A 14,955-nucleotide genomic window follows, 5' to 3' on the forward strand; every position below is an offset into this window, starting at 1 on the left:
TTCCATGGGCCTGTTTCTAGTCCCGTCCCCAGTGCGCGGATATCCGTGCCGGTCACTCAGCTCGGCGTCGGCGGCTACCTAGGTCTCGCGTCCGGGCACCAGCCCCAGCTCCGTGGCGCGGGCGGTGGCCTGGCGCCGGGAGCGGGCCCCGAGCTTGTCCAGTACGGCGGAGACGTGGTTGTCGACCGTACGGACGGAGACCACGAGCCGCTCGGCGATCTCGGGGTTGGTCAGACCCTGGGCCAGCAATCGCACGACCTGGAGCTGACGTTCGGTGAGGCCCGCGGGGTTGTCGCGGGTCGCGGCGAGCGGGCCGCGCGGGATGTGGCGCACGCCCAGTTGCCGCAGTTCGCCGCGGACTAACCGTGCCAGGGGCTCCGCGCCGAGCGCGTCCAGACCGGCGAGGGCCGTGAGCTTGTCGTCCGGGTCCGGGCTCTCGGCGAGGGCGGCGGCATCCTCGTACGGGCAGCCGGCCGCACGCCAGGCCTCCGCCGCCTCGCGCCAGCGTCCGGCGGTCTGGAGCGCGTACGGATGGTCCCAGCTGTCCGCCGGTACGGGGCTCCCGGCCTTGGCGAGCCAGTAGCCGAGCTCGGCCACGTGCGGCATGGCGGACAGGCGGCGCGCCTCCTCGAAGACCTCACCGGCGACGGCGACCACCGCCGCGTGATCGCCCCGGAGCCAGGCAGCCTCCGCCCGGGCTACCGCGACCGGCCCGGTGCGCTGCAGTTCACGGGTGCGTACGGCGATCTCCCAGGCCTCGTCGAGCAGTTCCTCCCCGCCGTCGCGGCCGCGGCGGACGCGTACCCGGGCCAGCACGGTCAGCGCGGGGCAGCGGGCGGGCACGAAGTCGTGGGCGCCGATCTCGGCGTGCCGCTCGGCGTCGTCCCAGGCCGCTGCGGCGAACCGGCGCAGCCCCATCGCGACATGGAGATAGCTCAGGAAGCCGACGTGTTCCGCCCGGTCCGCCAGCGCCATACCGGGCGCCAGGAAGCGGTCGGCCTCGGTGAACTCGAGGCGTTGGAGCAGCGTCCAGATGAGGTTGGCGTACGAGCGGCAGGCGTGCTCGACCTCGCCCGCGGCCAGCGCGACCTTGAGGCTCTCCTCCAACTGGGCGCGGCCCAGCGGGTCGCCGTCGCGCCAGCGGGCGGAGCCGACGTTGTTGAGGGCGTGCGCGAGGATCGCGTCGTCGCCGGTGCGGCGGGCCAGGGCGATGGCCCGCTCACCGAAGTCGATGGCCAGGGTGGTGCGTTCGGACAGCATGTGCAGCTGCGAGGTGTTGCTGAGGGCGAGCCCGAGCAGCCGGTCGTCGCCCGCTTCCTCCAGTACGGCGATGGCCTCGCGCGCGGCACTCTGCGCCTCGTCGGCGTTGCCCGCCCACCAGTGGATACGGGACAGCCAGCGCAGGTCGGCGCCGAGCGCGCGGGTGTCGCCGAGGAAGCGTCGCAGTGCGACCGCGTCCCGTTCGGCGTCGACGGCTGCCGCGGAGTCGGCGATGGTGTAACTCTCGACGGCGAACCGCTCCAGCAGGTCGGCCAGTTCGGCGGCCTCGAACCGGTCGCGCTGTCGCAGGACGAGCCGCAGGTGGGCGGCGGCCTCCCGGTGTGCTCCCGCGCCGGAGGCGTCCCGGGCGGCGTCGGGACCGTACCGCGCGATGGCCTCCTGGTCGCCCGCTTCCGCCGCGTGGTGGACGACGCGGGCCGGGTCGGAGCCGGACTTCGCGACGAGCGCGGCGAGGACGTGACGGTTGAGTTCGATGCGCCGTGCGGCGGGCAGCGAGTCGGCGACGGCCCGGCGGATCAACTCGTGCCGGAATCCGGCCCGTTCAGGTGTCACTGTGAGCAGTCCGCGCTGTTCGGCAGCGGCCAGCTCGGCCACGCCGTCCGTGAACAGCGCGTCGACCAGGGGCCGTTCGACGGCGGACGGGACCACGGCGAGCTGTTCCAGGGCGTCGCGGGTGCGGTCGTCCAGGCCGCGCAGCCGGGCGAGGACGGCGTCGACCACGGTCGGCGGGACTCCGCCGGTGCCGCCCGCCGCTACGACTTCGGCCACGAAGAACGGGTTGCCCGAGGTCACCTCGTACACCTCTGCCGGGTCCAGGCGGCTCACCGCGCTCAGCTGCCGCACGGCGCCCGCGGAGAGGCGGGACAGCGGGAGCCGGTGCACGCGTTCGGCCCGGGAGACCTGGCCCAGGAGGTGGTGCAGGGGGTGGCGGCGGTCCAGTTCGTCGTCGCGGTAGGTGAGGACCAGGAGGGCCGGGAGGCGTTCCACCCGGTGAACCAGGAACCGCAGGGCGTCGAGCGAGGCCTCGTCGGCCCAGTGCACGTCCTCGACGACGAGAACGGCCGGGTGCGGGGCCGCGGTCAGCTCGGCCCGCAGGGCGTCGTACACCCGGGGCCGGTCGCCGCCCGCCGTGAGAGCCCGGGCCAGTTCGGCGCCGACGCTGCCGACCAGATCGCGGAAGGGGCCGAGCGGCCGTCGCGTGGCGAGGTCGTCGCACTCCCCCACCAGGACGCGCGCCTTCTCCGGCAGCACGGCCGGCATGGCCTTCACCAGGCTCGACTTCCCGATACCCGCCTCGCCGAAGACGAGCGCCACCGAACCGGCTCCATCGGCCGCGTCCCGCGCGGCGACGGCCAGTCGATCGAGCTCGTCGTCTCGTTCGAGGATCCCCCAATCCACGCTGTGATTCTGGCACGTGTGCGGGCAGACAGCCCCCGCAAAGGATCGGTGGTTGTGCAAAACGTTTTGGATACCTAGCTTGTGCCGCATGAGCGACAGAACGCCTCCGTCGACCCGCCGCCTCCTGGTGAGCGGCTGCGACGTGCTGCGGGTTCCGCCGGAGGGCGAGTGCGACGTGCTGCGGGCGCAGGACATCGTGGTGACGGACGGTGTCATCGAGGAGATACGGCCGACCGGGGCGGCCGCTGCGGTCCACGCGGCGGAGGTCATCCACGGGCGGGGGCTGCTGGCCGTTCCAGGCCTGGTCAACGCGCACACGCACAGTCCCATGGTGCTGATGCGTGGTGCGGCCGAGGACGTGACCGTCGAGGGGTGGTTCAACGACCGCGTCTGGCCGATGGAGTCCAACCTCACCGCGGCCGACGTGCGGCTCGGTGCCCGGCTGGCCTGCGCGGAGATGATCCGCTCCGGTGTGACCGCCTTCGCCGACCACTACTTCTTCCCCGAGCAGATCGCCGAGGCGGTCGCCGAGACCGGCCTGCGGGCCGACATCGCGCCCACGTACTTCAGCAGCCGGGGCCAGGAAGCTCTGGAGGAGACGGTGAGGTTCGCGGAGACCTGGCACGGCGGAGCCGGGGGCCGGGTGACAGTCTCGCTCGGGCCGCACGCCCCGTACACGGTCGACGACGGTGATCTGCGGATCCTGGCCGACCATGCCCGGCGGCTCGGCCTGCGTGTGCACATCCATGCCGCAGAGCACCTGGAGCAGACGCAATCCAGTCTGGAGCGGCGCGGCATCACACCGATCCGCGTGCTGCACGAGACGGGGGTTCTGGACGCGGGCGCCCTCATCGCGCACGGCTGCGGGATCGTCGAGCAGGACCTGCCGTTGTTGGCCGAGTACGCCGGCACAACCGCCGTGGCCTACTGCCCCAAGGTGTATCTGAAACACGCCTTGTCTCCGCTCACCCCGGTCCGGGAGCTGCTCGGTGCCGGGCTCACCGTCGCCGTCGGCACGGACGGCGCCGCCGGCCACAACACGCTCGACGTATGGGAAGCGCTGCGGCTGGTCGCCCTCACCCAGAAGCAAGCGGTGTGCGACGCCACCTGGATGACCGTCTCCGACACCCTGCGGCTGGCTGTGCGAGGCGGAGCCCGAGCCCTCGGCCTGCAGCAGGACATCGGGGCGCTGGAGCCGGGCATGCGCGCCGACATCGTCCTCACCGATCTGTCGGGGCTGCACTGCCGTCCGCTGCACGACCCCCGCGCCGCACTGGTCTACAGCGCCCGCGCCAGTGACGTACGGACGGTCGTGGTCGACGGCCGCGTCCTGATGCGCGACGGCCGGCTGCTGACCGTGGACGTGCCCGCGCTGCTGGACGAGGCCGACGCCCGGGTGGCGCGGATCCTCGACACCTCCCACGGGAGGGCGGTGCAGCACTATGACCCGTGAGCCCTACGGGACGCCCGGGCAGGCGGCGGTGCGCAGACCCGCGTCCATCAAGGACGTGGCCGCGGCCGCGGGGGTCAGCCCCACCACCGTCTCCCACGTCCTCAGCGGCAACCGGCCGGTCAACGAGCACACGGCCGCCCGGGTGCGCAGCGTCGTCAACCGGCTCGGTTACGTCCCGGCATCGCTGGCCCGCAGCCTGCAGGCCGGGGCCACCTCGGTGATCGGCCTGCTGATCCCCGACATCAGCAACACCTTCTTCGCCGAGCTGGCCAAGGGCGCCGAGGACGCCGCCCACGACCTCGGCTACGGCCTGATCCTGTGCAACACCGAGTTCGACCCCGACCGCGAGGACCGCTACCTCGGCATGATCCGCAGCCGGTTCATCGACGGCATGGTGTACGCCTCGGGATCCCCGCCGTCCCGGCGGAGGCTGGAGGCCCTCATGGGCAAGTTCCCCATCGCGCTCGCCGACGAGGAGGTCGAGGGCCTCGAAGGTGCCCTCATCGCGACCGCCGACCACGAGGCGGGCGGGCGGCTGGTCGGCGAGCACCTGCGGTCGCTCGGCCACCGCCGGGCCCTGATGCTGACCGGTCCGCGTGCCCTGAAGAGCAGCATCGCCCGGGCGAACGGCTTCGTACGGGCCTTCCGGGGCGAGGTCGTCGAACGTGTCGGCGACTTCAAGGAAGCCTCCGGCTACCGCCTTGTCGCCAAACTCCTCGAGGAGGGCGGCCTCCCGGAGCACTGCACGGCCGTGTTCGCCGCCAACGACCTGATGGCCTTCGGCGCCCTCCTGGCACTGAGGGAGGCGGGTCTGTCGGTACCGGAGGACGTCTCGGTGGTCGGCTTCGACGACATCCGGGCGGCCTCGCTGGCCCATCCGCCCCTGACCACCGTCCACCAGCCGGCCTACGACGTGGGCCGCACGGCCACCGCCCAGCTCCTCCAGTACGTCACCCGGGGCGAGGTCCCGCCCGCCTCCCGGCACACCCTTCCCGTCGAACTCAAGGTACGCGGCAGCACGGCGCCCGCGGCTGGCCGCTGACCTTCACCTGACCCAACTTCCCGCCGCACTTCAGGCAGTTGACGTGCCCGCGCGGCGGCACCCCCTGCTCTGCTCAGCCTTGGAAAGGCGGTTCGCCATGCCCAGAGTGCTCGTTGTGGGCGAGTCCTGGTTCACGTACACGGTTCATCAGAAAGGCTTCGACGCCTTCCACACCGCGGAGTACACCGAGGGCGGAGGCGTCTTCCTCGACGCTCTCCGCTCGCGCGGCCATGAGGTGACATATGTGCCCGCGCACGAGATACCCACCCGGGTGCCCGCCTCCGCGGACGGCTTCGACGCGTACGACGTCGTGGTCATCAGCGATGTCGGCGCCAACAGCTTTCAGCTCCCGCCCGAGACCTTCAACCGGTCCGTTCCGGCGCCCGACCGCTCGGCGCTGGTGTGCGGCTTCGTGGAACGGGGCGGCGGGGTACTGATGATCGGCGGCTATCTGACCTTCAGCGGCATCGACGGCCGCGCGCGATGGGGGCGGTCCCCGCTGGCCGCCGCCCTGCCGGTGGTTCTGGCGGACCACGACGACCGGGTGGAGCTTCCGGCCGGTGCCGTGCCCGATGTGGTTGGCGAGCATCCGGTCGTACGGGGACTGGAGCGGCCCTGGCCCGCGCTGCTCGGCCTGAACGAGGTCACCGCGCGGCCGGAGGCGTCGCTGCTGGTCGAGTGTGCCGGGCACCCCCTGCTCGTCGTCGGCGGCCACGGCGCGGGCAGGTCCGCGGCGTTCACCTCCGATGTGGCTCCGCACTGGGCGCCGCCGCCGTTTCTGGCTTGGCGGGGGTACGCCGAGCTGTGGGACCGGCTGGTGCGCTGGCTCGCGGGATCGGACCTGTGATGCCTGACCACGTGAGTGCTCCGTTCACCGGCACACCCCATATCTCGGCCGCGCCGGGCGACTTCGCGCCGCTCGTGCTGATGCCGGGGGATCCGCGCCGGGCCCGGCGGATCGCCGAGACGTTCCTGGAGGACGCACGGCGGGTCACCGACGTACGCGGCATCCTCGGCTACACCGGCAGCCACCAGGGCGTGCCGATGTCGGTCCTCGCCTCGGGCATGGGCATCCCCTCGGTGTCGATCTACGCGACGGAGCTGTTCCGCCACTACGGCGTGCGCAGGATCGTCCGGGTCGGCACGTCAGGCGCGATCCCGGCCTCGGTCCGGGTACGGGATGTGGTGATCGCCTCCGCCGCGCACACCGACTCCAGCCTCGGCCGCGTCCTCGTGAACGGCGTGACCCTCTCGCTCGCTCCCTCCTACCGGCTGCTGCGCGCCGCCGCGGACGCCGCCGAGCAGGAGCCCTCCGCGGTGCACATCGGACCGGTGTTCAGCAGCGACCACTTCTACCTCGACCGCCCCGCCCTCTTCGACGCCCTGGAGCGCCGGGGCACGCTCGCGGTCGAGATGGAGGCGGCGGGGCTGTACGCCGTGGCCTGCGCGGAGGGAGGGGAGGCCCTCGCCGTGCTGACCGTGTCCGACCACCTCCGCACCGGTGACGCCCTCACCGCCGAGGAACGCGAGACGGAATTCGACCGGACGCTGCGTATCGCCGCGACCGCGCTGCTGACCGATGTCTGAAATTCCCTCACCGGAAATCAAACCGAAACCGGGCAACGTAGCCAAAACGTTTTGCACTTTCTACTGTCAACGCAGCCGCTCACTCAGCAACAAAATGATCAGGAGGTCGATGATGCGATACGGAAGAAGCGCCGCCGTCGCGGTGACAGGGATGCTCGCGCTGACCGCGTGCGGAGGGTCGGGCGGGGACGATTCCGGAGCTTCGTCCTCCGGCAAGCCGCGCATCAAATTGGTGCTCAATGGCGGGCTGGGCGACAAGTCGTTCTTCGACTCCGCCTACGCGGGTCTGAAGAAGGCCGAGAAGGACCTCGGCTACGAGCTCAAGGTGGTGGAGCTCGGCTCCGACCGCACCAAGTGGGAGCCCGGCTTCGAGGACGCCGCCTCGGCCGACGACTACGACATCCTCGCTGCCGGCACCTTCGACGTCACCGACTACATCGGCAAACTCGCCCCGGAATTCCCGGACAAGAAGTTCTGGGTCTTTGATGCCCCGGTCGACTACAGCGGCAAGAACGGCGCCTGTTCCAACAAGTGCGAGAACGTCTACTCCGTCACGTTCAAGCAGAACGAGGGCGGCTATCTCGCGGGATTCCTGGCCGAGAAGCTGGTGGCCGCGAAAGCGCTCAAGGGAACCGAATCGCTGAAGAAGGCAGGCGTCATGGGCGGCGTGAAGATCCCGTTGATCGAGGACTTCGTCGTCGGTTTCAAGTCGGGCTTCCAGGCTGCCGGCGGAAAGAACTCCGATGTCCTCGTGCAGTACGTGGGCGGCGACAAGCCGTTCGGCGACCCGGCCAAGGGCAAGGAGATCAGCACCTCCATGTACGGCCAGGGCGCCGCGCTGGTGTGGCCGGTCGCCGGGCTCTCCGGGCTCGGCACCTTCGAGTCGGCCGTCGGCGCCAAGCGGTACGCGTTCGGCGTCGACTCCGACCAGTACCAGACCCTCACCGACCAGGCGCAGAAGAACATCGTCGTCACCTCCATCCTCAAGAACGTCGGCAACGCCCTGTACGAGGCCGCGCAGAAGGACCAGAAGGACTCCCTGAAGTACGGCGCCGTCTCCACCGTCGGCCTCGCCGAGGACGCCGTCGGCTATGTGAACGACGACCACTTCAAGGAGTTGGTGCCCGAGGAGATCCGTACCGAGCTCCAGGAAGCCGCCGACAAGGTCAAGTCCGGCTCCGTCACGGTGCCCAGCGCCCTCTAGCCGAACGGCCTTGATGATGAACGAGCCATGGGGCAAGGACGGACCGGCCGTCGCCGCCCGCCAGGTCACCAAGACCTACGCCAACGGGGTGCGCGCGGTGCGCGCCGTGGACCTGGAGGTCCCGCCCGGCGAGATCCGGGCGGTCGTCGGTGAGAACGGCGCGGGCAAGTCCACGCTGATGAAGATGTTCTACGGCCTCGAACAGCCCAGCGTGGGCGAGATCCTGGTCGGCGGACGGCCCCGTGTGCTGCGGGGCCCGGCCTCGGCGATCGCGCTGGGCGTGGGCATGGTGCACCAGAACCTCATGCTGGTGCCGTCCTTCACCGTCGCCCAGAACGTCGTCCTCGGCGTCGAGCCGGGCCGTCGCGGCCTGGTCGACCCGAAGGCGGCCGTGGAGACGACCGCCCGGCTCGCGGAGGAGTCCGGACTCGTCGTCGACCCCAGGGCACGCGTCGAGGAGGTGTCGGTCGGGATGCGCCAGCGCACCGAGATCCTCAAAGCGCTCCACCGGCGGGCCCGCGTGCTGATCCTCGACGAGCCGACCGCCGTGCTCACCCCGCAGGAGACCGAGGACCTGTTCGCCGCCGTACGCCGACTGCGCGACAACGGGATGACCGTGCTGTTCATCTCCCACAAGCTGCGCGAGGTACGGGAGATCAGCGACCAGGTCAGCGTGATGCGCGCCGGCTCCCTGGTGGGGACGGTCGCCACCGCCGACGCCACCGAGCGCTCCCTCGCCTCCATGATGGTCGGCCGGGACATGTCCCTGGACGTGCACCGTTCCCCCGCCCGCCCCGCGGAGACCACCCTGCGGGTACGGAGCCTCGGCTACGAGGCCTCGACCGGCCAGTCCCTGCACGACCTCGACTTCGACGTGGCCGCCGGGGAGATCGTCGGCGTGGCCGGCATCGAGGGCAACGGCCAGAGTGAACTCGCCGAAATCCTCGCCGGGTTGCGCCGACCCACCGCGGGCACGGTCGACGTCGGCGGTACCGACACGGCCGGCCTCGACGTGGCGGGCCATCGTCAGGCCGGCATCGGCTACGTACCGGAGGATCGGCTGCACAACGGCGCCGCCCTCGACGCGTCCATCGCCGACAACCTCGTCGTCGACCGCCACCACCGACCGCCCCTCGCCCGTCGTGGCGTCCTGCACCCTGGTGCCGTACGCGCCCACGCCGAGCGGCTGATCGACCAGTACGCGATCCGCACCCCCGACCCGTCGGTTCCGGTGCGGGCGCTGTCCGGCGGCAACATGCAGAAGGTGATCGTCGCCCGCGAACTCTCCGCAGGACCACGCCTGTTGATCGCCTCCCAGGTCACGCGCGGGGTGGACATCGGCGCGATGCGGTTCATGTACGAGCGTCTCGTCGCCGCGCGCGACACGGGCGCCGCCGTCCTGCTGATCTCCGCCGACCTCACCGAACTCCTCGCCCTCTCTGACCGGTTGCTCGTCCTCAAGGACGGCCGCCTGGTCGCCCGGTTCGACGACACGACCGGCCTCACCGAGAAGCGGGTCGGCCTCTACATGCTCGGCGTCGAACAGCACGACCGCGACCAGCTCACGGCCGGCCTGGATGACCTCACGGCCGGTCCGGAAGACCTGGGGGAGACCCCGTGACCACCACTCCCATGACCCTGATCGAGACCGAGGACCGCCGCCAGTACCGGGCGACCCGGCGCCGCGACTTCGTCGTAGACCTCAGCATGGCCCTGGCCACCATCCTGGCCGCCCTGGCCATCGGCTTCCTCGTCATGCTCGCCACCGGCAACGACCCGATCCGCGCCTATGAGGTGATGCTCACCGGCCCGCTGGACCGCTCCTTCCGCGTCGGCCGCTGGCTGGAGGACGCCACCACGCTCACCCTGCTCGGGCTGTCGGTCGCGATCCCCTTCCGCGCCCGGCAGATCAGCCTCGGCGCCGAGAGCCAGGTCTACGCCGGTGCGCTGGCGGCCGCGACCGTCGCGATCTTCGTGCCGCTGCCGCCCGTCGTCGCCGTGATCGTGCCCATGGCCGCAGCAGCCGCCGCGGGCGCCGGAATGGGCCTGGTGCCCGGCGCGATGAAGGCACGCCTCGGCGCCAACGAGATCGTGGCCACGCTGATGCTCAACGCCATCGTCGTCCGCGTCTACGACTACCTCGTCAACGGCCCGCTGAAGGAGTCGGGCAGCAGCGCCGTGCACTCGAAGTCCATCCAGCAGGACTCCGCGCTCACCCCGCTGAGCGACTGGTTCGGCGTCCCGCTGGGCCGGGCCAACATCGGCCTCGGGGTGATGCTGCTGACCGCCGTCGCGCTGTGGCTGCTCATCACCCGCACCCCGCTCGGCTACCGCATCCGCATGACCGGGGCCAACCCCGACTTCGCGGCGTACGGCGGTATCCGCGTGCCCCGCGTCATCGAGTGGAGCTTCGTCATCGGAGGAGCCGTCGCGGGCCTGGCCGGAGCCCATCTCGTCCAGGGCGTCTACGGGCGACTGGAACCGGGGCTCGCCGGAAGCCTCGCCTTCGAAGGGATCGTGCTCGCCCTGCTGGCCAGGAACAACCCGCTGGTCGTCGTGGTCGCCGGACTCTTCTACTCCTACCTGCGCGCCGGGGGCGACATCATGGAACAGCAGACGGACGTCGGCACCGAGATCGTGGTGGTCATCCAGGCGGTCATCGTGCTGCTGGTCACCGCCCAGGCCCTGCCGAACCTCCTCAAGCGGCGCATCGCGCGGAGGCAGGTGGGCGTCCGATGAGTTCCGTACTCGACGTCGTCCTCAGCAGCGCCTTCCTGGCGGCCGTGCTACGGATCGCCACGCCCTACCTGCTCGCCGCGTTCGGCGGGCTGGTCGCCGAACGCGCCGGCATCAGCAACATCGCCCTGGAAGGCCAGATGCTGAGCGCGGCCTGCACCGGAGCGCTGGTCGCCGGCTACAGCGGCTCCGTCGCGCTGGGCGCGGTCAGCGGCGTCGCGATGGCGACACTGCTGGGCGTGCTGCTCGCCGCGCTGCGCCTGGAGCTGGGCGCCGACGCGATCATCGCGGGCATCGGCCTCAACCTCCTCGCCTCCGGTGGCACCGCCTACGCCGTCTACAGCCTCCTCGACGACAAGGGCGGCACCTCCGGCCTGAAGAGCGGCAGCCTGCCGACGGTCACTCTGCCGGGCGTAGAGAACGTGCCGGTGCTCGGCGATGTGCTGAGCGGCCAGAACATGGTCACCTGGCTGGCCTTCCTGGCCGCGCCGTTCGTCGCCTGGCTGTTCTACCGCACCCGCTTCGGCTTCCACCTGCGCGCGGTCGGCGAGATGCCCGACGCCGCCGAGTCGGTCGGGATCGCGGTACGGCGTGTCCAGTACACCGGACTCGCCCTCAGCGGAGCCCTCGCCGGACTCGCCGGGGTCTTCCTCAGTATGGGCTACGTCTCCTTCTTCGTACGGGACATGACGGCCGGCCGCGGCTTCATCGCCCTCGCCGCCGTGTTCCTCGGCGGCCTGCGGCCGTGGGGTGTCTTCCTCGCCGCGCTCGGCTTCGGAGCGGCGGAGGCACTGGCCGTACAGCTCGGCACCCTCGATGTGCCACCGCAGTTGGTATCGACGATCCCGTACGTGATGACGCTGCTCGCCCTCGCGCTGTACGCGTGGCGCCGCAAGCGCCGGGGCCGTGCTGTGCCGGCCGCTGCCTCACTCTGACGCCTCCGTAGCACCCCTCTTCCCTCAGCCACAGGGCTCTCCCACCACCCGCGCCTCGCCGAGCGAACCGGCCGGCGAGCCATGCCCGCACGCCCGTGCGCCTCCCCCTTCGGAAGGACACCCATGCGCCACGAATCCCCAGCGCGCCGCAGACGCGCGTTCCTCGCCTCCCTCATTGCAGCCGGCCTCCTCGGCAGCCTGGCCCTCACGAACGGCTTCGCGGCGGAACCCGAGGCGGACACCTCCCGGAAGCCGCAGGACGTACGGCTCCTCGACACCCTCACGGTGCCCGCCGGAACGACGGAGTTCGGCAGGCCGTTCGGCGGGTTGTCCGGAATCGACTACGACCCGCGGTCCGGCGAGTACGTCGCCCTCAGTGACGACCGCTCGGAAAACGGCAAGGCCCGCTTCTACACCCTCCGACTGCCGCTCGACGGGGCAGCTTTCGCCGACGACAAGCCCGCCCTCGACGGCCTGACCGTGCTCGCCGACACCACCGGTGAACCCTTCGCCCCCAAGGCGGTCGACCCCGAGGCGATCCGCTGGACCCCGGGCGGCAAGAGCCTGCTGTGGACCAGCGAGGGCGCCTCTTCCATCGGGCAGCCCGCCTTCGTCCGCGAGGCGGCCACCTCCGGCGGGTACGTACGCGAACTGCCACTCCCCAAGGCGTACGCCCCCGTCCGGTCGGCCTCGGGCACACTCACCGCCGGGGTGCGCAACAACCAGGCCCTGGAAGGGCTCACCCTCTCCCCGGACGGGCGCACGGTGACCACCGTCACCGAGAACGCCCTCGTCCAGGACGGCCCCGCGGCCGGGCTGACGGTCAAGAGCCCGTCCCGGCTGCTGCTGATGGACCGTCGGACAGGCGAGCCGAAGGCGGAGCACGTCTACGAGGTCGACCCGATCTCCGACGCACCCACCGCGCCCCTGCCTGCCCCGGTCGGCACGTACTCGGCGGACCGCGGAGTCTCCGAGATCCTCGCGATCAACGAGACCGACTACCTCACCGTCGAACGGTCCTTCGCCTCCGGCGTCGGTTTCTCCATCCGCCTCTACTGGACCAGCACCATCGGCGCGACGGACGTCAACGGCAAGGAGGCCCTGTCCGGCACCGAGAAGCCGATGCCGAAGAAGCTGCTGTACGACTTCACCACCTCCGGCACCGACGCCGACAACGTCGAGGGCATCACCTGGGGGCCGCAACTGCCCGACGGCTCCCGCTCACTCGTCCTCGTCGCCGACGACAACTTCGGCTTCAACGGCAGCGTCACGAAGTTCCATCTGCTGTCCGTCCGACCGGATCTCCTCGCCACCCGCACCCCGGACGTCAACGGCGACGGCACTGTGAACGCCAAGGACCTGGCGGCCATCCCGACCGCCGGTGCGGCCGGAGACCTGGACGGCAACGGCCGTACGGACGCCGCCGACGTCCGGCTCTGGATCTCGTACACCCGCGCCTTCCCCACAACCCAGAAGCCGCCGTCCACCGTCGACGTCCAACTGCTGTCCTTCAACGACTTCCACGGCAACCTGGAGCCGCCCACCGGACGCGACGCCAACCTCGGCTCCAAGCTCGACCCGAAGTCCACGCCGGTCGGCGGCGCCGAATATCTCGCGACCCGGCTGGGTCAGCTCCGCCAGGGCACCGACACCTCGCTGACCGTCGCCGCGGGCGACATCATCGGCGCCAGCCCCTTCCTGTCCGGCCTCTTCCACGACGAACCCACCGTCGAATCCATGGAGAAGCTGCACCTGGACGTCACCAGCGTCGGCAACCACGAGTTCGACGAGGGCACCGACGAACTGCTGCGCATGCAACACGGGGGCTGCCACCCCGAGGACGGCTGCTACATCAAGGACGAACCGTACGACGGCGCCGACTTCCCCTGGCTCGCCGCCAACGTCATCGACCGCGACTCCGGCAAACCTCTCCTGGCACCCACCTGGGTCAAGAAGGTGGACGGGGTGAAGGTCGGCTTCATCGGCATGACGCTGGAGGGCACCCCCGAGGTCACCGGCCAGTCCGGCATCAAGTCCGTACGCTTCCTCGACGAGGTGCAGACCGCCGACGCCTCGGCCCGCGAACTGCGGCGTCAGGGTGTGGAGGCGATCGTCGTGCTGCTCCACGAGGGCGGGGTGCAGGCCGGATCGTACGGTCAGTGCGACGGCATCTCCGGCCCGATCGTGGACATCGCCAAGAACCTCGACCCGGCGATCGACACCGTGGTGACCGGCCACACCCACCAGCCGTACATCTGCTCCCTGCCCGATCCGGCCGGGAACCCCCGCCTGGTCACCTCGGCGTCGTCGTTCGGCCGGGTGGTCACCGAGACCCGGCTGCCGGTGAACCGCCGTACCGGGGATGTCGTACGGGACCAGGTCGCCGCGATGAACCACCTCGTCACCCGCACCGGCGCCAAGGACGCCGACCAGACCGCCGTCATCGACAGGTGGAAGGCCCTGTCGGCGCCGCTGGCCAACCGGCCCGTCGGCAGCGTCACCGCCGACATCACCCGCTCCGAGACCCGCGACGCCGAGTCCGATCTGGCGAACCTCATCGCCGACGCCCAACTCGCCGCGACCTCGGCACCGGAGCGCGGCGGGGCCCAGATCGCCCTGATGAACCCGGGGGGTGTGCGGGCGGACCTGGTGCACGCGTCCTCGTCGGGTGGCGAGGCGCCTGGCGAGATCACGTACGCGGAGGCCTTCGCCGTACAGCCGTTCGCCGGATCCCTGGTCTCCGTGAACCTGACGGGAGCGCAGATCGAGAGGATCCTGGAGGAGCAGTTCAACGACTCCGGCACTCGGGCACCCACCCTGATGCTCGGCGTCTCCAAGGGCCTGACGTACTCCTTCTCGCGCGGCGCCCCGGTCGGCGACCGCATCGACCCGGCGTCGATCACGCTCAACGGCGCACCACTGAAGCCGGACGCCACCTACCGGGTGACCGCGAACACCTTCCTCGCCGCGGGCGGCGACGGATTCACCACCTTCGCCGAGGGCACCGACACCGTCGGCGGCGGGGACGACATCGCGGCCCTGACCGACTATCTCACCGCCAACAGTCCAGCCTCCCCTCCCGGCACCGACCGCGTGACCGAACTGCCCTGACGCCGACGCGTCGGGCAGACATAGAGCGGCACCACCGGCTCCCTCGGTGGTGCCGCCTGCTGGTCCGCCGCACGAGGTCGGCCGACGCGTGCACGCCTCTTGAAGCCCGACAGTCGCACTGCATAGGATCGTTCACAGTCGAATGAATCGTTTCAAACTCCCTCATCACTTCGTCACCCGCATCCGTGCACGCCTGTACGCAACCAAG

The 14,955-nt window shown here is 70.9% G+C and carries 10 protein-coding genes; 9 read left to right on the plus strand and 1 reads right to left on the minus strand.

Annotation, left to right across the window (positions count from 1 at the left end; all coding sequences use genetic code 11):
- Positions 1-78: 78 nt before the first annotated feature.
- Positions 79-2,679 (minus strand): ATP-binding protein, encoded by a 2,601-nt coding sequence (locus tag QF035_RS06655; protein ID WP_307518912.1) that lies wholly within the window; start codon positions 2,677-2,679, stop codon positions 79-81.
- An 88-nt stretch (positions 2,680-2,767) separates the two neighbouring features.
- On the opposite strand from QF035_RS06655, the gene QF035_RS06660 reads away from it, so the two are divergent.
- From QF035_RS06660 to QF035_RS06700, 9 genes are all read left to right on the plus strand, one after another.
- Positions 2,768-4,132: an amidohydrolase gene (locus QF035_RS06660; protein WP_307518913.1), complete on the plus strand. Its 1,365-nt coding sequence runs from the start codon at positions 2,768-2,770 to the stop codon at positions 4,130-4,132.
- Positions 4,122-5,174 (plus strand): LacI family DNA-binding transcriptional regulator, encoded by a 1,053-nt coding sequence (locus tag QF035_RS06665; protein ID WP_307518914.1) that lies wholly within the window; start codon positions 4,122-4,124, stop codon positions 5,172-5,174. The genes QF035_RS06660 and QF035_RS06665 overlap by 11 nt, the downstream gene beginning before the upstream one ends.
- 97 nt (positions 5,175-5,271) lie before the next feature.
- Entirely contained in the window at positions 5,272-6,021 is a 750-nt protein-coding gene (locus QF035_RS06670; protein ID WP_307518917.1) for a glutamine amidotransferase, read from the plus strand.
- The gene (gene deoD / locus QF035_RS06675; protein ID WP_307518919.1) at positions 6,021-6,761 is read left to right on the plus strand and encodes a purine-nucleoside phosphorylase; all 741 of its coding nucleotides are present in this window, start codon (positions 6,021-6,023) and stop codon (positions 6,759-6,761) included. The genes QF035_RS06670 and deoD overlap by 1 nt, the downstream gene beginning before the upstream one ends.
- A gap of 112 nt (positions 6,762-6,873) precedes the next feature.
- The gene (locus QF035_RS06680; RefSeq protein ID WP_307518920.1) at positions 6,874-7,965 is read left to right on the plus strand and encodes a BMP family lipoprotein; all 1,092 of its coding nucleotides are present in this window, start codon (positions 6,874-6,876) and stop codon (positions 7,963-7,965) included.
- A 13-nt stretch (positions 7,966-7,978) separates the two neighbouring features.
- On the plus strand, positions 7,979-9,586 hold the full coding sequence (locus QF035_RS06685; RefSeq protein WP_307518922.1) for an ABC transporter ATP-binding protein: 1,608 nt from the start codon (positions 7,979-7,981) through the stop codon (positions 9,584-9,586).
- Positions 9,583-10,704, plus strand: a complete 1,122-nt coding sequence (locus QF035_RS06690; protein WP_307518923.1) for an ABC transporter permease — start codon at positions 9,583-9,585, stop codon at positions 10,702-10,704. Before QF035_RS06685 ends, QF035_RS06690 begins: the two co-directional genes overlap by 4 nt.
- Positions 10,701-11,636, plus strand: a complete 936-nt coding sequence (locus tag QF035_RS06695) for an ABC transporter permease (protein ID WP_307518925.1) — start codon at positions 10,701-10,703, stop codon at positions 11,634-11,636. The genes QF035_RS06690 and QF035_RS06695 overlap by 4 nt, the downstream gene beginning before the upstream one ends.
- 123 nt (positions 11,637-11,759) lie before the next feature.
- Positions 11,760-14,747, plus strand: coding sequence for an esterase-like activity of phytase family protein (locus QF035_RS06700; RefSeq protein ID WP_307518926.1), 2,988 nt, complete (start codon positions 11,760-11,762; stop codon positions 14,745-14,747).
- Positions 14,748-14,955: the final 208 nt, after the last annotated feature.

It is taken from the genome of Streptomyces umbrinus, from assembly GCF_030817415.1.
Classification (GTDB): domain Bacteria; phylum Actinomycetota; class Actinomycetes; order Streptomycetales; family Streptomycetaceae; genus Streptomyces; species Streptomyces umbrinus_A.

Excerpts from the sequence above, each read along its gene's own strand:
- QF035_RS06660 (WP_307518913.1), top strand. The coding sequence starts at position 2,768 with ATGAGCGACAGAACGCCTCCGTCGACCCGCCGCCTCCTGGTGAGCGGC.
- QF035_RS06665 (WP_307518914.1), top strand. The coding sequence starts at position 4,122 with ATGACCCGTGAGCCCTACGGGACGCCCGGGCAGGCGGCGGTGCGCAGA.
- QF035_RS06670 (WP_307518917.1), top strand. The coding sequence starts at position 5,272 with ATGCCCAGAGTGCTCGTTGTGGGCGAGTCCTGGTTCACGTACACGGTT.
- deoD (WP_307518919.1), top strand. The coding sequence starts at position 6,021 with ATGCCTGACCACGTGAGTGCTCCGTTCACCGGCACACCCCATATCTCG.
- QF035_RS06680 (WP_307518920.1), top strand. The coding sequence starts at position 6,874 with ATGCGATACGGAAGAAGCGCCGCCGTCGCGGTGACAGGGATGCTCGCG.
- QF035_RS06685 (WP_307518922.1), top strand. The coding sequence starts at position 7,979 with ATGATGAACGAGCCATGGGGCAAGGACGGACCGGCCGTCGCCGCCCGC.
- QF035_RS06695 (WP_307518925.1), top strand. The coding sequence starts at position 10,701 with ATGAGTTCCGTACTCGACGTCGTCCTCAGCAGCGCCTTCCTGGCGGCC.
- QF035_RS06700 (WP_307518926.1), top strand. The coding sequence starts at position 11,760 with ATGCGCCACGAATCCCCAGCGCGCCGCAGACGCGCGTTCCTCGCCTCC.